This is a genomic window from Microcystis sp. M165S2, from assembly GCF_020245885.1.
Lineage (GTDB): Bacteria > Cyanobacteriota > Cyanobacteriia > Cyanobacteriales > Microcystaceae > Microcystis.
Genome location: NZ_JADBTZ010000077.1, coordinates 1 through 17,638 on the forward strand (window position 1 = coordinate 1; position 17,638 = coordinate 17,638).

Consider the following 17,638-nt stretch of genomic DNA (forward strand, 5'->3'; position numbering starts at 1 on the left):
CCTTTTTGTCTCTTATGCAGACTTTCGAGTTCAAGGGTTCAACTCAATCGAGCCATTCACTACCGCCCACTCAGGGGATTCAAACCAATTTTATTTTAACATCAAGCCGTCCTAAAAGGACGGGGCTTTAACCCAAAATTTTGGTAAAGAGTCTAACTTGCCTTCGATTCTTGTTAGAACAGTTTCTAGGGAATCGGTGACGGGGGATTGACTCATCTGAATTTCGGAGATTATTCGATCGCCTAGTGGTATTGTACGCTATTCTTGTAGGTGATACACTCTTTACCAACGTTCTAAAATCAGTCCATCTACATAATTAAAATCAGTATCATCTGTCACCAATACCCAATTATTTTCTATACATTGAGCAGCAATCCATAGATCATTCATGGGTATGGGTCGTCCTTTACGCTTCAAAGCTAACCGAGTTTGAGCATAAACCGAGGCGGTTTCTTTCCCCAATGGTAAAACCTTACAGGCTTCTATAAAATCCAAATAACGAGGTAAATTTTGTAAGGGGCGCGTGGAATTTTCCGCACCAAATAGTAACTCTCCCACCACAACCATTGGTAAAATGATTTCTGGTAGTACCAGCACTCTTTTAGTAACCCCTACGTCTCCATTTAAAAAACGAATTGCCGCAGAAGTATCTAAGGCAATTTCACCACTCATTGACATCTACCTGACGACATTCTGTTTTAATGGCTTGTTGTAGTTCTTTGGCCTCTGAATCGCTTAAAATGCCTGAAAAATTGGCTAGAGGATGACTGTTGCCTGTTGCCTGAACTCGATGTAAAAAATCTAACACGGTTTCTATTAGATCATCAGGTGCTTGTTCGAGTTCTTGAATTAATTGTTGACGATGGTTCATAGACAGTCTGAACGAGTAATACAGTAAATGTAATGGCTACCTTGAATTCTCAATGACGTTCTCAAATTTTGGCGAACTTTTTCCCAGAAATAGATTTTAATTGACTCATCTGAATTTCGGAGATTATTCGATCGCCTAGTAATATTGTAGGCTGATAATCGTTGCCGTTGCCTCTGGATTGGTAATTCTGCCATCTTTCGGGAGTGATAGAATGCGAAGTATCCCCCGCAACAAGGAATTTAGTTTATGAGTCAATCGGGAGAAACCGTCACCTATTCCCTAGAAGCCATCCTGACGCGGATCGAGGGAAAGATCGATCAAATCGATGATCGCCAGACAAAACTAGAGGTAGGACAGGCAAAATTAATCGAGAAAGTCGAGGGAATGGATAAGCGGTTAGAAAGGCTAGAAAACGAACAATCGGGGCTAGTTAGGGATATATCCGATTTAAAAGGGGCGAAATCGCTGATTATCCCCGTAACCGTCGCGATTATTACCGCCATACTCACGGTTTTCCTTCGCTCTTTACCCTCTCCCTAGACGAATCGCGCCCGGCCCAGAAATTGCCAAGTGTAGCGGAACGATCGCCAGCTGGCGGGGGTTAGGGAGATGGGCAGAAATTCCTTTTCCATTCGCCCGCAGGTAAGCTGTTGACTATCTAGGGTTTGCCGAATAAATCTTAAAACCTTGTTAGGTAAGACTTTTAGACCTTTTGGAAATCAACAAGTACCAGGCATGGGAGTGATCAGGGGGAAAATTCAGGTGGTAAAACCCTACACCCCAACCCCCAACCCCCAACCCCCAACCCCTAACACCCAACCCCCAACCCCCACCGAAAAACTTTTTCAGCAAACCCTATCTAAATTACTGGTTAAGACTGTCTATGAGCGCCGGAGTTGGGAGCGGGTCGAGGAAGTTTGAGCATTTGTACTAAACTTTTCAAGACCCGGTTTAAAGGCACTACAGCTTATCTATAGGAGGATTTCGGCAAAACATGAAAATTATCGCCTACACCTATACCAATCCCCTGCTCGATAGTCCCCCCGATGCCTCGATTTGGGTCTATTCTCCCGAACAAGTGTATCAGGATTTTGGCGATCGCTCACAACGACAGCAACTGCTCCGCGATTGTCAAGGGACTCCCCCCCGACTGCTGATCCTGCGTCGTCTAGCAGAATTGGGAGACAATGGCACAGAAGTTAGCAAAATTTTACAATCCTTAGAAGCCCTCGACATAGATATAATTGCCCTAGAAGACCCGGATTATAAGCTTAATTTTGCCAAGATTCTGCAAGAAATCGCAAAAAACGAACTAAGTAACCGTTTAAAAGCAGGTCACGCTCACAATCGTCTGCAAGCTTTGCCTCCCCCCGGAAAAGCCCCCTACGGTTATCGTCGTGGCAAGGAGCGTTATATACTTGATCGCAGTACCGCACCAGTAGTCAAAGACTTTTTTGATCGCTTTTTGATTTCCGCTTCCCTGCGTTCCACGGTGCGCTATCTAGAAAAACGCTACGGCAAAAAGATATCGGTAGCCACTGCCCATAAATGGCTGAATAATCCCGTTTATCGCGGCGATTTGTGCTATCTCGGTCAAGATATTATCCCCGATACCCACACCCCGATTATCTCCCGGGAAGAAGCGGCCCAGATCGATCGCATCCTGAGAAATAATCGCAAATTACCCCCCCGCAGTGCCAGCGCCCCGCGTTCCTTAGCGGGTTTAGTCCTCTGTAGTCAATGTCAATCGGGGATGACGATTACCAAAGTGACGGCGCGAGGAAAAGGCACAGAATACCTCTATTTGCGACCTTTGCAATGTCCCCGGACAAAAAAATGTTCGGCGATCGCTTATGAGAAAATTCTTGATAGCACAATCGAGCGCATTTGTCAAGACCTACCACCGACGATCGCTCAGATATCTTTACCGGATTTAGAGGGGATCAAACGGGGAATGAGCGAGGAAATAGGGCAAAAAAACGATATTTTGTCGCAATTGCCCTCCCTAGAAGCGGCCGGAGTTTTAGATCAAGAAACGGCTAATCTACGGGCCTATAAACTGAAAAACGAGATCGCGCAGATTCAAGGACGTTTAGACCAATTACCCCCCGATAACCTGACTATTATCGCTCGTGCCGTTGCTTTTCCGCAATTTTGGCGAGATTTATCGGAAATCGAGCGCCGTTTTTATTTTCGCGAGTTTATCCGTCACATCGAAATCGAGAGGGAAACGGCTAATAATTGGCATTTACGTTTAATATTCGTTTTTTAACAATCTTGGACAATCTTAAAGTTAGCTAAAAATTGAGGAATGTTTGAGCGATCAATGCTAAGAAAAAGGCAAACAGCGATCGATCTCAACTATGAGCAATAACAAAAGATTAACTAGGTATAAAAAAGGGCGAAAATCCTCCCAGACAAAACCCCACCTTTACGATTACCACTATAACCAACCCGGGACGATGCCGGGGTTAATCACCATCGATGAAAATGCCGTTACTACCGAGATATTTTTAATTAATTATAATTCTCAACAAGCCACTATAGTTAATAATCTCTTACCTCAAGACTGTCTTAAATATTTATCCAATGATTCCATCTCTTGGATCGATATCGTCGGTTTGGGTAATGAAGATAAACTGCAAGAGTTGGGGGAAATTTTTCATTTACATCCCTTAACCCTTGAGGATATAGTCAGTATTCCCCAAAGACCAAAAGTGGAAGAATGCGATAATTATATTTTAATTATAGTGCCAATGGCCATCCTGATCGATCATCAGGGTTTTTTGTTAGAACAAATCAGTTTAATAGTCGGGAAGAATTATATTTTAACCGTGCAGGAAGAAGGACAATACGATTCTTTAGAGGGAGTTAGGGAAAGAATCCGTTTGAATAAAGGTTCCATCCGGCAGCAAAAATCGGGTTATTTAGCCTACTCGATTTGGGATGCAATTATTGACGGTTATTTTCCTGTTTTAGAGTCCTACGGAGAAAGAATCGAGGAGTTAGAAAACGAAATTTTAGCTAGTCCCACGGAACAGACTTTATCAAAAATTTACCAACTACGTCAGGAATTACTCTCCCTGCGACGAGCAATTTGGCCGCAAAGGGACACCCTCAATGCGCTTTTACGGGATGAGTATATTGTCATCGATACAACGATTAAACCCTATCTACGAGACTGTTATGACCATGTAGTACAAATCCTCGATGTTATCGAAAATTACCGGGAATTTGCCAATGGTTTAATGGATTTTTACCTGTCTTCCGTGAGTAATAAAATGAACGAGATTATGAAAACTTTAACGGTAATCTCGACGATTTTTATCCCGCTCACCTTCATTGTCGGTATTTATGGCATGAACTTTAATCCTGATAAATCACCCTATAATATGCCCGAATTAGAATGGTATTGGGGCTATGTGTTCGTCTGGGTGTTGATGCTAACCGTTGCTTTCAGTTTAATCATTTTCTTTTGGCGACGCGGCTGGTTTAAGAACCTATCGACAGTGAAGAAAAGATAAACTGTTAAGCAGATTAGACAGACCGGATTACCTTGCCGGCATCTAGCAAGAGAAAATGGCTATTGCAGAGAAATTAATAGTTTAGTGTCTACGGTATTTTTTAACACTTTCAGTTGATGGCTTCTCATTTTGTCCAACCAACTATAGTGCTGGCTGTGACATTGATAGACGATATCGATGTCACCAATCTCTGACTTAACCTGAGCCAAGTAGTTTTCTAGTTCGCTAATTTTCATAACCAATCTCGCTTGCGCTGAAGGACATCAACCCTAAACCAAGAATTATCGCTAAAGGATAGGGGTGACTACAGTTATTATTATAGGCCGATCATAATTCCTAAAAAAGTTCTTATCTAGGGTTTGCTGAAAAAGCTTTTCCTGGGGGCAGGGTGTGGGGTGTGGGGTGTGGGGTGTGGGGTGTGGGGTTTTACCCAACAAGGTTTTTAGATTTATTCAGCAAACCCTAGGTAAAGGGGCTAATTTACCGAAGCAGGGCCGCAGTAATGCCCAAGCAATGTCGATAATCGCAACAAGTCAAGAGATAAAAAATTCTCGATATTGTCTTTCACTTCGCCCAGCTTCAATAATTAATTCTTTTTTCATTACTTTTTAGGTTCTGGGGGTTGCTGTTTGGAAGCTGCCGCAATCGCTTGATTTAAGCGAGTTAATTCTTCTTTAAACTTCGGTTCTTGGGGATAATTTTTGACTAATTTTTCTAGGATACTTTTAGCTCCAGAAACATCTTGAGTTTGTAATCTTGTTCCATAAAGAACTAGCATAACTTCCAGATTGTCGGGATATTTTTGATATAACTTTTCTAAAGGTTCTCTGGCTCCGATAAAATCTTTTAACTGTAAGCGAGCTTGGGCCAGTCCTTGCAAAGCAGTGGGGTTATCCGGTTCGCGTTCGAGAATTTTCTCGTAACCTTTGACCATTTCTGCTAATTTTTCGGGAGGAATAGTTGCCTCTTGCCCAGGTTGATTGCCTTGGGGGGAATTAGAATTATTATTTTTCCATAAACCTAAAGTTGGCACCACCATTAAAGCCAGAAATACTAAACCAGAGGAAACAATTAAGACTCGTTTGAGCGTATCGTTATTTTTTTTTGGCATACTTTTTAAAGATTAGAGATAAGATTAATTGGTAGTAACTCGATGAAATTCGTGACCCCAAAGATTATAAGCCCAAATTCCCAAGCCAAAACTACCTAAGCAGAGGATGGTGAGCATCAGGAAAACTTGCCACCTATTGTAACCTGCTTCCTGAATTTCTAGACGACCAAGGATAGCAGCAGCTAACAGGATTAAAACTCGACTAAATACCGCCCACTTGTGGAAGATAAAGACTACCGCCAAAGACCAGCCGAGAATTGATAATACAGCGCTAATATCGTTTTTAAACCAACTGCGGAAAAATACCGGCATTAAGTGACTAAACAGAGTTAATCCTAGGGCAATTGAGAGGATAACCCCTACCGCTAGGATATAGATGATGATTTCTAGCCATTCGCTCGTGAGAGTCCAATTCATCTCATCACCGCGGACAAGTAACCAATCACTCCATGATAAACGCTCATGGGCGATCGACCAGCCAAACACCCCATAGACCGATGGAATCAGAAAAGTCAGTAGTATAATGCGCCAAAACATAATCAGTTATCAGTTATCGGTTATCAGTTTTGAGTTTTAAGTTGTGAGTTTTGAGTTTTGAGTTTTGAGTATTAAGTGAGCAGTATGTATTAAGTGAGCCTCATCAAATGGCAGTTTCCTACTGTCTTTTCACTGATTACTGATTACTGATTACTGATCACTGAAAAAAGTCAAGCCTGAACCCTGAAAGAGACGAAAATTGCTCCTTTTCAGACTTCAGGCCTCTGGGACTGTCCCGATCGCTTAGGACATATACTGGATGATAAAGTCGAAGTAGGGGGCTGCTGCCACGGCATCTTCTTGAGTCAAAAGACCTAAAGCGGCCTCTTTGAGACAACGAATCGCCTCCACCATGCCGGGGACGGGAACATTAAGAGAGTTATACATCTCTTTGACCCCGATCAGACCGGTTTGTTCGATCGGTCCCTTATCTCCGGCTAATACCCCATAGGTAACTAGACGCAGATACCAACCATAATCGCGCAAGCATTGATTATATTGACGCTGACCGTAGGCATTACCCCCCGGCGCTCTATAATCGGGACGTTTCTTGAACAGTTGTTTTTGAGCCTGATCGACGATTTTTTTCTCATTGTCAGCGAGAGTTTCGGCAATGCGAATTCTCTGCTCACCGGTTTTTAAAAATTGCCCGATACCCTGTAGTTCACCACTACTAGGATAACGAAGTTCGTCGTCGGCTTTGAGGATGACTTGGCTAACTACGCTCATAATATCAAGGTAAATTCTGATAACATTCTGTAGTTTATCTCAGGTCGGGGTCTGGAAGTCGAGTCATCGCTGCTGGTTGGGCAATTCCTAAAAATTGTAATATTTCGTTATGAGTTTCCCCGACAGCCCGGTTACTCTCTAGAATGAATGTATTAGTGGTCAGCAGTGAGGAGATTGCAATTGAGATGTCACCGCACACTGATTAACTTGAACCCGATAACTGGTAATTAATATGGAATTTTTAGCACCCTTCTTGTTGATAGCGGGCATTCTGGGATTAAATGGCTTTAAAATCGATCGAGAATACCAGCGTGGTGTTATCTTTCGCCTAGGGCGTTATCAAGACACCAAAGGCCCCGGACTGTACTGGATCATTCCCCTAGTTGACCAAAAAATGCGGGTGGATATTCGCACCAAAACCGTCGATATTGCCCCGCAAGAAACTGTCACCGCCGATAATGTCACAATTAAGGTTAATGCGGTTCTCTACTATCGCATTATCGACCCCAACAAAGCGATTAATAAAGTCGAATCCTACCCCACGGCCGTTTATCAAGCGGCCATGACCACTTTAAGAAATGTAGTTGGTCAAAATCATCTCGATGATGTCTTGCAAAAACGAGACAAAATTAATCAAGCAGTCCAACAAATTGTCGATGAAATTAGCGAACCCTGGGGCATTGATATCGAACGGGTGGAGATGAAAGATGTGGAAATTCCCACCGCTATGCAGCGAGCTATGGCCAAGGAAGCGGAAGCATTGCGAGAAAAACGCGCCCGTTTGATTAAAGCTGCCGCAGAACAGGAAGCTTCGCTAAAATTAGCCGAAGCTTCCCGATTAATCATGGAAAATCCCGCCGCTTTGGAATTACGCCGCCTACAAATGTTAACGGAAATTGGCGCGGAAAATAACACCAGTACTGTGATTATGCTCCCCTCCGATATCTTAAATCTTGCTCAAAAATTAGCCGAAAAAGTAGCACAAAATGGCTCAATTGTCAATAGCCAAAAAGGTTAATTTTTAATAATAAAGATTGGGTGTGTTAGACAAACCTAACGGCTGCATCTCATTTTTGTCAATCTACCAAGTTGGGATTTTTAATGGGAAACTCTCTGCTAAAATCGGGCGTTACTTCTGATTTTATCACTCAACCCAAGCTTTTGGGGGGTTCTACCCCCCAAACCCTGGAGCGCATTAGTTTTTCGGTGGGATGCTTACAGGCAGCTGCTGATATATCTGTAATAATCTAAGAGTCACTGATAATTGCTGATTGTCGGTATTTCTGCAAGTGTGAGATGCACCCAACCTAACACACCTAAAATTGTTAATTAACGCATGGTGACGAATTCCTCGGCGGCACTGGGGTGAATGCCGACAGTGGCATCAAAATCGGCTTTTGTCGCCCCCATTTTTACGGCAATGGCTACTCCTTGAATAATTTCGGCGGCGTGATCTCCTACCATGTGCGCGCCAAGAATTTTACCACTCTCCTGATGGACAACTAATTTCATCAAAGTTTTGTCCTCTCGGGCCGGTAAAACATTGTAACCAGGGCGGAATTTAGATCGATAAACTTTAATCCCCGTCTCACCATATAGGTTTTTTGCTTGCAATTCTGTTAATCCCACCGTCGCCGCTTCAGGAGTAGAAAATACTGCCGAAGGAACATTTTCATAACTCATTAACCGGGGTTTATTACCGAAGACTGTATCGGCAAAAGCGCGCCCCTCATTAATGGCCACGGGAGTTAAATTAATTTTATCGGTACAATCGCCCACGGCATAGATATTGTCTTCGCTGGTTTGGCTATACTCGTTGACAACAATTGCCCCATTTTTTACCTCGACATTGACATTCTCTAAGCCCAATTTTTCCAGCTTAGGAATTCTTCCAGTAGCGGCTAATCCTAGGGCATCAACAAATAAGATTTCTGAGGTTTCTTGACCCTGAATATGTACTTTTAACCCCTCGGCAGTTTTCTCGATCGAAGTGGGGAAAGTTTCGGGCATAATTTTAATTCCCTGACGGATCATTTCCGCTTGAATCTCATCGCGGATATCCTCATCAAACCCTCTTAAAATCTTGTCTTTACGGATTAACTGCACCACTTCTGTCCCTAATCCGTGCATAATACCAGCAAATTCTACCCCAATATATCCCGCCCCTAAAACTATAATTCTTTTTGGTTGTTCTGGCAGTTGAAACATGGCATCAGAAACTACTGTATGTTCAATCCCCGGAATATTAGGTTTAACGGGATGTCCCCCCACGGCAATTAAAATTTTATCGGCAGTAATTTTCTCGTCTCCTACCTCTAGGGTATGGGTATCAATAAACTTGGCATAATTAGGAAAAATCGTCACTTGAGAATTATCGAGCATCTTTTGATAAATGCCATTCAAACGTATAGTTTCCTGATTAACCGCACTAATTAATTTTTGCCAATTTAACTGACTCTCTACCGGACTCCACCCGTAACCTTCCGCATCCTTAAATAGTTGCGGAAAACGACTAGAATAAACCATTAATTTTTTGGGAATACAACCGCGATTAACACAGGTTCCTCCCAAACGATCGTATTCTGCTAATCCCACTTTTGCCCCGTATTCGGCTGCCCGTCTAGCGGTGGCAATACCACCAGAACCACCACCAATCACCAATAAATCAAAATCATAACTCATAAAAACATCCTCGCAAATGAATAGAAATTTAACGGAATCAAGAAACTTTTTGGGCAAAAAGGGGAGCGAATATCTCGGATCAATCCCTAACTGAATCTATCGAGTAACTAGGACAATATAGTCACTAATGCTGCTAAATTAGAGTCAATTTACCTACGGCCAAGATTTAATTCTATGCTAACACGCCGCTCGAAATTATCTTTTCTCTTGGGGACTTGTTCCCTATTTCTCTGGGTAAACCATCCCGTCACCCTCGCAACCCCCATCAGTCCAGACAATCCCCCCCCTTCCGAGTTTATCTGTCCCGCAGACTTAGCCACCAGGATCGATCGCATTTTGGCCCGACCCGATTATCAAGGCGCTTATTGGGGAATTTTAGTAAAATACCTCAATTCTGACCAAAATATCTATAGTATCCACGAAAATAACTTTTTTACTCCCGCTTCTACCGCAAAATTATTAACCACTGCCGCCGCTTTTAGCAAATTTAACCGCGATTATCGTCTGAAAACCCCCATTTTAGTTCAAGGCAATCCCCCCGATTTAGAAACTTTAACCTTAGTCGGGAGGGGAGATGCCACCATAACCACAGAAAAGTTAGAAAAATTAGCAGAAAAGTTAAAAGCACAGGGAATTAACTCAATTTCTCGCTTAATTGTCGTTGCTAGTCCTTTTCTCGTCTCCGATAGTCAAAAAACCTGGGAATGGGAAGATGTCTTTTTTGACTATGCTGTACCCGCTTCTAGCTTGGTTTTAAACGAAAATTCCGTCACTTTAAAGCTTTTACCGCGACAATTGGGGCAAAGCTTAGATTTACAATGGTCTGATCCCATTGCCGCTAAACAATGGCTAATTGAGAATCAAACCAGCACCGCAGTGCAAGGAAGCCCGAATACTCTGGCAATTAAGGGCAATTTAGCCAATAATCGCCTGATTATCACTGGTTCTCTGGCGATAGATAGTCAAGATGATTTTAATTTAGCTATTCCCCAACCCTCGGAATATTTCCTGGCTCGCTGGCGTAATATCCTTGAAAAAGCGGGAATTACTGTTAAAAACGCAGAAATTAGTTCACAGATTCTCGGCGATGAAATCACCAATTTAGCATCAGAACCCCTAGCATATTTGGTGGAAAAAGTCAATAAAAATAGCGATAATTTACTAGCCGAAACCCTACTACAAATGCTCGGCGGTGTGACGGGATTGCAAGAAACTTTAACAAAACTGGGAATTAACAGCGATAGTTATAAAATCGGCGACGGTTCGGGGCTATCACGACAAAACCTAATTAAACCCAAGACTTTAGGTCAAATTTTACAAATAATGGCAGAAAACCCTGATTATCGTCGTTCTTTAGCCATTGGCGGCATTGATGGCACTTTAACCAATAGATTTCGCCAGACTCCCCTAGAAGGACGATTACAGGCAAAAACCGGGACTTTAACCGGAGTTATCGCCCTCGCGGGTTATCTAGAAACCGCCGACAATCAACCCCTAATCTTTAGCATAACCGTAAATAACAGCGATCAACCCGCCACCACCCTCAGAAACGGCATTGATGAGGTGATTTTGCTCCTAGGACAGTTAAAACGCTGTTAATCTTCAGGAGACTCCGAGACAGGAGATGGGGAGATGGGGAGATAGGGATTTAGGGAGATAGGGAGATAGGGAGATAGGGAAATTTCAGCTAAATTCCCCCACTACCCCAACACCCCAACACCCCACTACCCCAACACCCCAACATCCCAACATCCCAACACCCCACTCCCCAATTCATAATTCATAATTCATAATTCCCACTTCCCCAACACCCAACTAATTCGATCGATCGAGTCATTTAATCACAGAAGACTGTATACTTTTGTAAAAATTGCTTCTAGCTGACCTGTAGATTAATCGACGGAGTTATTGATATATGTATATAGTTCAGATTGCCTCTGAGTGCGCTCCAGTGATTAAAGCTGGGGGATTGGGGGATGTGGTATATGGATTGAGTCGAGAATTAGAAATTCGCGGTCATTGCGTGGAGCTAATCCTACCCATGTATGATTGTATGCGCTACGACCAAATTTGGGGCTTACACGAGGCTTATCGCGACCTGTGGGTACCTTGGTACGGTGGGGCAATTCACTGTAACGTTTTTTGTGGTTGGGTACACGGGCGCTTGTGTTTCTTTATTCAACCCAATTCGGGCGATAATTTCTTTAATCGCGGTACTTACTACGGTTGTAAGGACGATAATATGCGTTTTGCCTTCTTCTGCAAAGCCGCTTTAGAATTTTTGCTCAGAAGTAATAAACGTCCCGATATAATTCATTGTCACGACTGGCAAACCGGTTTAATTCCGCCATTACTTTTTGAAATTTATAAATATCATGGTATGGGCAATCAGCGCGTTCTCTACACCATCCATAACTTTAAACATCAAGGATTTGCTGGTGCGGAAATTCTCAGGGCAACAGGATTAAATAACGATACTTACTACTTTAGCTATGCCCGAATGCGCGATAACTTCAATCCTTTTGTGATTAATTTTATGAAAGGTGGTATCGTCTTTTCCAACTATTTCAATACCGTCTCACCCCACCATGCTTGGGAAGCACACCACACCGAGGTTAGTTACGGTTTAGGTCATACAATTCACCAGCATCAACAGAAATTTACCGGCATTCTCAACGGTTTAGATTACAATATCTGGAACCCAGAGGTGGATAAATTTATTGCTGCACCCTACGGTGTTGATAGCTTCTCCGAGAAGGCACGCAATAAGAAGGCACTGCGAGAAAGACTCTGGTTAAGAGATGCACCAGAAAAACCCTTAATTTGTTATGTCGGTCGTTTAGATGACCAAAAAGGCGTACATTTAGTTCACCATGCCATGTATTATGCCTTAGCTCGCGGGGCGCAATTTGTCCTCTTAGGTTCCGCCACCGAATCGTTAATTAATAACTGGTTCTGGCACGAGAAAAATCACCTAAATAATAACCCTGATGTTCATATTGAATTGGGCTTTAATGAGGAATTATCTCACCTCATTTATGCGGGGGCCGATATGATTGTGGTTCCCAGTAATTTTGAACCCTGCGGACTGACACAAGTAATCAGCTTAAAATACGGAACCGTTCCCATCGTCCGGGGAGTTGGTGGTTTAGTTAATACGGTTTTTGATCGCGATTATGATACCTATCACAAACCCGAAGAACGCAATGGTTTTGTCTTTTTTGATCCCGATAATAATGCCCTCGAATCAGCCATGTCCCGGGCATTAGAATTGTGGTACACTCAACCGGAAGAATTCCAAAAATTAGCGATTCAAGGCATGGAATGCGATTACTCTTGGAATCGTCCCGGCGAAGAATACGTTGCCCTTTATGAAATGATTCGCCACAAATAAACCCCATCTTGTCTCTAGCAATTCCCTGGTAGTTGTTTGTTGCAATTTCTTGGGGAATTGCTTTAGTTTTGACCGATTCCTGACTTGAAAGAGGGTGTAGGGTGTGGGGTGTGGGGTGTAGGGAAGGAAACCTCTTTCATCTGTGGGGGTGAAAATTTTTTCATCGAGACTGACTCCTGATGACCGACTCCTAACCCCACCAACAAACTTTTTGCCGCAAACCCTACCTAGTAGAGCAGAAATGTTAACTTTGCTTGGTATTCTTGGGTGAGGGGATGACTAACTCCCAAAATCTGAAATATAGCTAATATGGCTTTTCTTGCCCCATCCTGACGATATTTTCTACTTTTTCCCACCAGACCGATCAGTTGCTCTAAAGCGGCGGCATAATCTTCTTTTAATGCGGAATTAATCCCAGTAAAAAATATCGGATCGAGGGGATTATTTTCTGGTTTTAACTGTTGAAATTCTAGGAGAGTTTTCCAACCTTTGATCACGGGATTTTCTTCTTTAATAGCACTGATTAATCGGTAAGCATCAGACCATTTTTCTAGACGCATGAGAAATTTTACCGCCATAATAACTAATCGCGGTTCGTTGGGATATTTAGGAAAAAGATGATCGAATAATTGTTTAGCTGCGGGCAAATTATCGAGGGCGATCGCTTCTTTTATTTCTGCTAATCCTGTTTCTAATTCCGATTTTAAATCGAGACGGGAAAATAAGTCTCTAATTTGTTCTTCTGGCAAAGCACCGACAAAACAGGGTAACACTTCTCCCTTGCTGACAATTCGCACATCGGGAACTCCTTCTACATCGTATTGTTCGGCTAATTCGGGATTTTTATCTATATCTATTTTGGCAAGGATAAAATTATATTCGCTTGCCAGTTTTTCTAGCATTGGTTTTACCAATTTACAGGGTCCACACCACAGAGCATAAAAGTCTAAAATCACTGTATTTAGATAGGATTTCTCAATCACTTCACTGTCAAAATGTGTCCCATCTACCTCGATAGAATATCCCATCTATTTCTCCTCTAATAACTTATTTTTCAGCTAGTTTTGTCTCACTTATCTCTTTTACCCAAAGGGCTAATCCTCCCCCTCGTCCCCGGGCTGCCATCATTGTTTCTGTGATCAGAAAATAGGCAAAAAATGCCTGTTTTTTGATACTTTCCTGATAAAAATTCGCTTCACTTGCCTGCCCATTTCTAATAAAACCTGAATAGAGAGAGCGATTAAATAGGGTTAGGTTGAGCCGGGTAAAATCAAAGGCGAGAAGACGGGTTTTAGGAAAAAACTTAACCGGACCGCTTACAGATAGTTTTACTGCTCCTAAAACTATGTGATTGCTGACGGTTCCAGAGATAAATTCTCCCGGTTCTAAACTCTCATTTCTTTGGTAAGAGATGGTAATTTTTAACCAGGACGGTAGATAGCGTCCCTTACCCAAAACAATTCCCGCTCTCTTTTTCGCTTTTTGAGTTCCTGTGATAAAGTATAATCGCCAAGTACCGACCAAAGCCTCAAAAGTAAGATTTTCTTTAGTTTTTTTCTGTTTTTTTTCTGTTGCTAAGAGAAATTCTAGCAATTGAGAGACAGGGGGGCGATTATTATCCTCAAGTATTAGGGGTGAGTCGAGATTTCTAACCATGATTTCAGACAGTGCCAAGATATTTTAGCTGAAGCTACCGAACTCGAAAAAGCGAGCGATAAACCGGTTGACCCTTATTATAAGTGGACTTTTCCCTCTCCGTCGGTACGGGGAAAATATTTTCCTCTAACCAGGGGGTTTGATGTTGCCGAACAAAATTGGGATGTGCTTGAAATCTCTCGGTCATTTCCAGGGCGATCGATTCCACATCCGACTGTAAAAAAACCCAGCCCCCAGCTACCATATACTTAGCCAAAGCTATGACTAATTCTGGCTGCACAACCCGACGCTTGCTGTGACGCTGTTTAAACCAAGGATCGGGAAATTGAATCGACACCCAAAATAACTTATCTGCGGGCAAAGATTGCAGTAAAATTTCTGGGGCAACATTCATATTGCCAAAAACAAAAGCGAGATTACTTAATCCTAACCTTTCCCGTTCCTGATTGGCTTCAATTACCAAAGGTTGACGAATTTCAATGCCCAAAAAATTAATTTCTGGCTCTACTTGGGCCATTTGTAACAAAAATTTACCCCGCGCACAACCAATGTCAAGATGGAGAGGTTGCGTCATATCCTGATAAACTTGATTCCAATCGGGGGGAGCGATCGGATGGCGATATTTATGACTTAAGGGATTGACGTGCTGACGAACGCGAACTTTAGCCAAAGATATTTTCTCCTCTATTTCTCCTCGATCGATCTAGTTTACCGATATTTAGCCCAATTTAATGCGATGAATTTCCGTTTCGCCATTCTCAGCGATCCTCATATCGCTTTACCCACAACCATTTTGAACCATTCTAATCGCTTTCATCTGGTGGAAGTGAGTATTCCTGCTTTAAAAATTGTTTTAGACCATCTCATCACCCTTAACCTCGATTTTCTGCTGATTGCTGGCGATTTAACCCAAGATGGTGAACCAGAAAATCATCGTTGGTTAGCCGATTGTTTAGCTACTTTACCCTTCCCCGTCTATGTGGTGCCGGGTAATCATGATGTTTTGAGTTTAACCGCAACAGAAAACCAGATCGGTTTAGCAGATTTTCCCTTTTATTATCAACAATTTGGTTACAGCCATCCCGAACAAATATACTACCAAAAAGAAATTTTACCCGGAGTGCAATTAATCGGTCTTAATTCCAATCAATTTGATGACCAAGGTAAACAAATTGGCAGTTTAGATGCAGAACAATTGCATTGGTTAAAACAGACTTTACCCGCGCTAAAAAACGATCTAGTGATGGTGATGATCCATCATAACGTTATCGAGCATTTACCCGGACAAAGCAATCATGAATTAGGTAAACGCTATATGTTGGCTAATGCGGTAGAACTGCTCGATATACTACAGGAAAACGGCGTAAAATTGTTGATTACTGGCCATCTCCACGTGCAAGATCTGGCTTTTACTAGAGGTATCTATGAAATTACCACCGGTTCCCTCGTCAGTTATCCCCATCCCTACCGGGTGCTAGAATATTGCGAAAACACAGGAGAATTAGCCATAGAATCCTTTCATCTGCAAAATATACCGGGATGGGAGAATTTACCCGCTATTTCTCGGCAATGGTTAGGCGATCGCTCTTATCCTTTTATGATGCGTTTGTTAACCTGCCATCCCCTCAATCTTCCCGTGAGTCTAGCGGAGGAATTAGCGCCGAAATTACGAAATTTTTGGGCAGATGTGGCCAAAGGTGACACAATCTTCGATTTTAGCGATTTTCCGCCCCTAGCACGCCGTTATTTTGACGCTTTCAGTGCCATCGATCCCCTCGGTAATCCTCATTTTATCGACAATCAAGCTGTAATTAGTTTCAAGCATCAGTTAAGTTATCGGCGATCAAACTTGCTGGTGGAGATGAGAGAATAGCTGCAACAAATAATTCACTATAGCTTATAGTTATAGGACTATCCGGCAGCGCAGCCGCTATCTTGGCAGAAAATATCAAAAAAAATCAATGGAAGCAATTAAAAAGGAATTGAAAAAAATCGGTTCTCTTGCCCTGTTTTTTTTCTTGGCTTTCGGTTATATTCTTCTGATCATGAAATTATTTCTGGAAGAGTATTCGATTACTACCTACGTTTTGGGTAAAGCGATCTTAGGAGCGATCATTGCCGCAAAAACCGTGGCAATTCTCGACGTGGCCCTGAAGCTAGAATGGTTAGAAAATCGACCCCGTTACGTTAGTGTTCTGTATCGAACCTTTGTTTACACCCTAGCAGCACTGATTCTCGGCTCGATCGAGGGTTTTCTGGAAGCTTATCGGGGAACGCGGGTGATTTCGGAGGCAATGGCCAAATTTTGGCAAAGGGAAAGTTTCTCTCAAATCCTTGCGGTTACTCTCTGTCTAGCAGTGGTTTTTTTTCTCCACAATCTCTGGCAAGAAATCGATCGCTATTGGGGTAAAGGCACATTGAGAAAATTTTTTCTCGGTCGCTCCTAGAGTACAGCAGTTATCTTAATGGTGAGATAGGAAGTTTTCCTTTTGGGGAGTCGGGAGACTCCGAGACAGGAGACAGTCTTGAATCAGTTATCAGATATGAGTTTTCAGTTCACTGATTACTGATTACTGTTCACTGTTCACTGAAAATACACCCCACACCCCACTTAAGAAGTATGTGCGATCGCCCTATCTTTCGCGGGCGACCCCTGCTAGGATAAAATACGGGTGAAAAATTGCTAATCCAAGGAGTACAGACGTGATTGAACCTTTAGTGCTAGGGATTACCCTAGGCTTAATTCCCATTACCCTAGCGGGTTTGTTCGTTGCCGCCTATTTACAGTACAAACGGGGCAATCAATTAGGCTTAGACTAAATCTATCACGCCAATCCCCCGAATTGAGACAATCTCCCGTCAAGCTAGGCACTAGACGGGAGATTTTTCAACAGGACAAATTTGCCGCTTAACAGATTGTGGCTGCCGGCGTTGCCATCCCTGCAAAACTTAAGTAGCTGGTTATAGTTAAATTAAAAATGGATTTGAGGTTCGATCCCCCCTTAATCCTAGGGTTGATTCATTTAAATTAAGTACAGCGGATTTTGAGTCAATAAATTTGACCGAAGATTCTCAAGTTTATCTTTTTCTAATCAAAAGAGTTAGTCACAATAACTAATCTTTAATCTTCTGCC

Annotated in this window: 18 protein-coding genes; 9 read left to right on the plus strand and 9 right to left on the minus strand. The window is 42.5% G+C overall.

The window, feature by feature from the left end:
• Positions 1-282 precede the first annotated feature (282 nt).
• Both IM479_RS04305 and IM479_RS04310 read right to left on the minus strand, forming a co-directional pair.
• Positions 283-672, minus strand: a complete 390-nt coding sequence (locus IM479_RS04305) for a type II toxin-antitoxin system VapC family toxin (protein ID WP_287078855.1) — start codon at positions 670-672, stop codon at positions 283-285.
• Positions 662-871 (minus strand): hypothetical protein, encoded by a 210-nt coding sequence (locus tag IM479_RS04310; RefSeq protein ID WP_287685160.1) that lies wholly within the window; start codon positions 869-871, stop codon positions 662-664. The genes IM479_RS04305 and IM479_RS04310 overlap by 11 nt, the downstream gene beginning before the upstream one ends.
• 246 nt (positions 872-1,117) lie before the next feature.
• Between IM479_RS04310 and IM479_RS04315 the strand changes: the two genes are divergently transcribed.
• From IM479_RS04315 to corA, 3 genes are all read left to right on the plus strand, one after another.
• Entirely contained in the window at positions 1,118-1,411 is a 294-nt protein-coding gene (locus tag IM479_RS04315) for a hypothetical protein (RefSeq protein WP_287685161.1), read from the plus strand.
• A 454-nt stretch (positions 1,412-1,865) separates the two neighbouring features.
• Positions 1,866-3,143 carry a recombinase family protein gene (locus IM479_RS04320; protein ID WP_287685162.1) on the plus strand — a complete coding sequence of 426 codons (1,278 nt, stop codon included), beginning with the start codon at positions 1,866-1,868 and terminating at the stop codon, positions 3,141-3,143.
• 91 nt (positions 3,144-3,234) lie between these two features.
• Positions 3,235-4,395 carry a magnesium/cobalt transporter CorA gene (gene corA, locus IM479_RS04325; RefSeq protein WP_287685163.1) on the plus strand — a complete coding sequence of 387 codons (1,161 nt, stop codon included), beginning with the start codon at positions 3,235-3,237 and terminating at the stop codon, positions 4,393-4,395.
• 601 nt (positions 4,396-4,996) lie between these two features.
• Here corA and IM479_RS04330 read toward each other — a convergent pair.
• The 3 genes from IM479_RS04330 to IM479_RS04340 form a co-directional block, all read right to left on the minus strand.
• A complete protein-coding gene (locus IM479_RS04330) occupies positions 4,997-5,506 on the minus strand; it encodes a tetratricopeptide repeat protein (RefSeq protein WP_286825898.1) in 510 nt (169 codons plus the stop codon).
• A gap of 24 nt (positions 5,507-5,530) precedes the next feature.
• Entirely contained in the window at positions 5,531-6,043 is a 513-nt protein-coding gene (locus tag IM479_RS04335; RefSeq protein ID WP_287685164.1) for a hypothetical protein, read from the minus strand.
• Positions 6,044-6,286: 243 nt separating this feature from the next.
• Complete coding sequence (locus IM479_RS04340) at positions 6,287-6,772, minus strand: allophycocyanin subunit alpha-B (protein ID WP_012267184.1); 486 nt, start codon at positions 6,770-6,772, stop codon at positions 6,287-6,289.
• Between the two features lie 232 nt (positions 6,773-7,004).
• Here IM479_RS04340 and IM479_RS04345 point away from each other — a divergent pair, with 232 nt between their 5' ends.
• Entirely contained in the window at positions 7,005-7,790 is a 786-nt protein-coding gene (locus IM479_RS04345; RefSeq protein ID WP_287078861.1) for a slipin family protein, read from the plus strand.
• A gap of 311 nt (positions 7,791-8,101) precedes the next feature.
• On the opposite strand, the gene gorA is transcribed toward IM479_RS04345, so the two are convergent.
• Entirely contained in the window at positions 8,102-9,454 is a 1,353-nt protein-coding gene (gene gorA, locus IM479_RS04350) for a glutathione-disulfide reductase (protein ID WP_286825895.1), read from the minus strand.
• A gap of 174 nt (positions 9,455-9,628) precedes the next feature.
• Between gorA and dacB the strand changes: the two genes are divergently transcribed.
• The gene (dacB, locus tag IM479_RS04355) at positions 9,629-11,053 is read left to right on the plus strand and encodes a D-alanyl-D-alanine carboxypeptidase/D-alanyl-D-alanine endopeptidase (protein ID WP_287685165.1); all 1,425 of its coding nucleotides are present in this window, start codon (positions 9,629-9,631) and stop codon (positions 11,051-11,053) included.
• Between the two features lie 316 nt (positions 11,054-11,369).
• Positions 11,370-12,848 carry a glycogen synthase GlgA gene (gene glgA / locus IM479_RS04360; RefSeq protein ID WP_287077854.1) on the plus strand — a complete coding sequence of 493 codons (1,479 nt, stop codon included), beginning with the start codon at positions 11,370-11,372 and terminating at the stop codon, positions 12,846-12,848.
• Positions 12,849-13,075: 227 nt separating this feature from the next.
• On the opposite strand, the gene IM479_RS04365 is transcribed toward glgA, so the two are convergent.
• Genes IM479_RS04365 through trmB form a run of 3 tightly spaced genes read right to left on the minus strand, consistent with a single transcriptional unit; the run spans position 13,076 to position 15,174 of the window.
• Positions 13,076-13,876, minus strand: coding sequence for a tetratricopeptide repeat protein (locus IM479_RS04365; RefSeq protein WP_287685166.1), 801 nt, complete (start codon positions 13,874-13,876; stop codon positions 13,076-13,078).
• Between the two features lie 19 nt (positions 13,877-13,895).
• A complete protein-coding gene (locus IM479_RS04370) occupies positions 13,896-14,504 on the minus strand; it encodes a hypothetical protein (protein WP_287699255.1) in 609 nt (202 codons plus the stop codon).
• A 34-nt stretch (positions 14,505-14,538) separates the two neighbouring features.
• Positions 14,539-15,174 (minus strand): tRNA (guanosine(46)-N7)-methyltransferase TrmB, encoded by a 636-nt coding sequence (gene trmB / locus IM479_RS04375; protein WP_286825890.1) that lies wholly within the window; start codon positions 15,172-15,174, stop codon positions 14,539-14,541.
• Between the two features lie 66 nt (positions 15,175-15,240).
• Between trmB and IM479_RS04380 the strand changes: the two genes are divergently transcribed.
• The 3 genes from IM479_RS04380 to petG all read left to right on the plus strand — a co-directional run bounded on the left by IM479_RS04380 (position 15,241) and on the right by petG (position 17,324).
• Complete coding sequence (locus IM479_RS04380; RefSeq protein WP_287685168.1) at positions 15,241-16,377, plus strand: metallophosphoesterase family protein; 1,137 nt, start codon at positions 15,241-15,243, stop codon at positions 16,375-16,377.
• 88 nt (positions 16,378-16,465) lie between these two features.
• On the plus strand, positions 16,466-16,951 hold the full coding sequence (locus IM479_RS04385) for a hypothetical protein (RefSeq protein ID WP_286825888.1): 486 nt from the start codon (positions 16,466-16,468) through the stop codon (positions 16,949-16,951).
• A gap of 256 nt (positions 16,952-17,207) precedes the next feature.
• Positions 17,208-17,324, plus strand: coding sequence for a cytochrome b6-f complex subunit V (petG, locus tag IM479_RS04390; protein ID WP_286825887.1), 117 nt, complete (start codon positions 17,208-17,210; stop codon positions 17,322-17,324).
• The last annotated feature ends 314 nt before the right edge of the window (positions 17,325-17,638 follow it).

What these genes read in the sequence shown, in the direction of transcription:
- IM479_RS04305 (WP_287078855.1), bottom strand. Translation starts at nt 672, where the DNA reads ATGAGTGGTGAAATTGCCTTAGATACTTCTGCGGCAATTCGTTTTTTA.
- IM479_RS04310 (WP_287685160.1), bottom strand. Translation starts at nt 871, where the DNA reads ATGAACCATCGTCAACAATTAATTCAAGAACTCGAACAAGCACCTGAT.
- IM479_RS04315 (WP_287685161.1), top strand. Translation starts at nt 1,118, where the DNA reads ATGAGTCAATCGGGAGAAACCGTCACCTATTCCCTAGAAGCCATCCTG.
- IM479_RS04320 (WP_287685162.1), top strand. Translation starts at nt 1,866, where the DNA reads ATGAAAATTATCGCCTACACCTATACCAATCCCCTGCTCGATAGTCCC.
- corA (WP_287685163.1), top strand. Translation starts at nt 3,235, where the DNA reads ATGAGCAATAACAAAAGATTAACTAGGTATAAAAAAGGGCGAAAATCC.
- IM479_RS04330 (WP_286825898.1), bottom strand. Translation starts at nt 5,506, where the DNA reads ATGCCAAAAAAAAATAACGATACGCTCAAACGAGTCTTAATTGTTTCC.
- IM479_RS04335 (WP_287685164.1), bottom strand. Translation starts at nt 6,043, where the DNA reads ATGTTTTGGCGCATTATACTACTGACTTTTCTGATTCCATCGGTCTAT.
- IM479_RS04340 (WP_012267184.1), bottom strand. Translation starts at nt 6,772, where the DNA reads ATGAGCGTAGTTAGCCAAGTCATCCTCAAAGCCGACGACGAACTTCGT.
- IM479_RS04345 (WP_287078861.1), top strand. Translation starts at nt 7,005, where the DNA reads ATGGAATTTTTAGCACCCTTCTTGTTGATAGCGGGCATTCTGGGATTA.
- gorA (WP_286825895.1), bottom strand. Translation starts at nt 9,454, where the DNA reads ATGAGTTATGATTTTGATTTATTGGTGATTGGTGGTGGTTCTGGTGGT.
- dacB (WP_287685165.1), top strand. Translation starts at nt 9,629, where the DNA reads ATGCTAACACGCCGCTCGAAATTATCTTTTCTCTTGGGGACTTGTTCC.
- glgA (WP_287077854.1), top strand. Translation starts at nt 11,370, where the DNA reads ATGTATATAGTTCAGATTGCCTCTGAGTGCGCTCCAGTGATTAAAGCT.
- IM479_RS04365 (WP_287685166.1), bottom strand. Translation starts at nt 13,876, where the DNA reads ATGGGATATTCTATCGAGGTAGATGGGACACATTTTGACAGTGAAGTG.
- IM479_RS04370 (WP_287699255.1), bottom strand. Translation starts at nt 14,504, where the DNA reads ATGGTTAGAAATCTCGACTCACCCCTAATACTTGAGGATAATAATCGC.
- IM479_RS04380 (WP_287685168.1), top strand. Translation starts at nt 15,241, where the DNA reads ATGAATTTCCGTTTCGCCATTCTCAGCGATCCTCATATCGCTTTACCC.
- IM479_RS04385 (WP_286825888.1), top strand. Translation starts at nt 16,466, where the DNA reads ATGGAAGCAATTAAAAAGGAATTGAAAAAAATCGGTTCTCTTGCCCTG.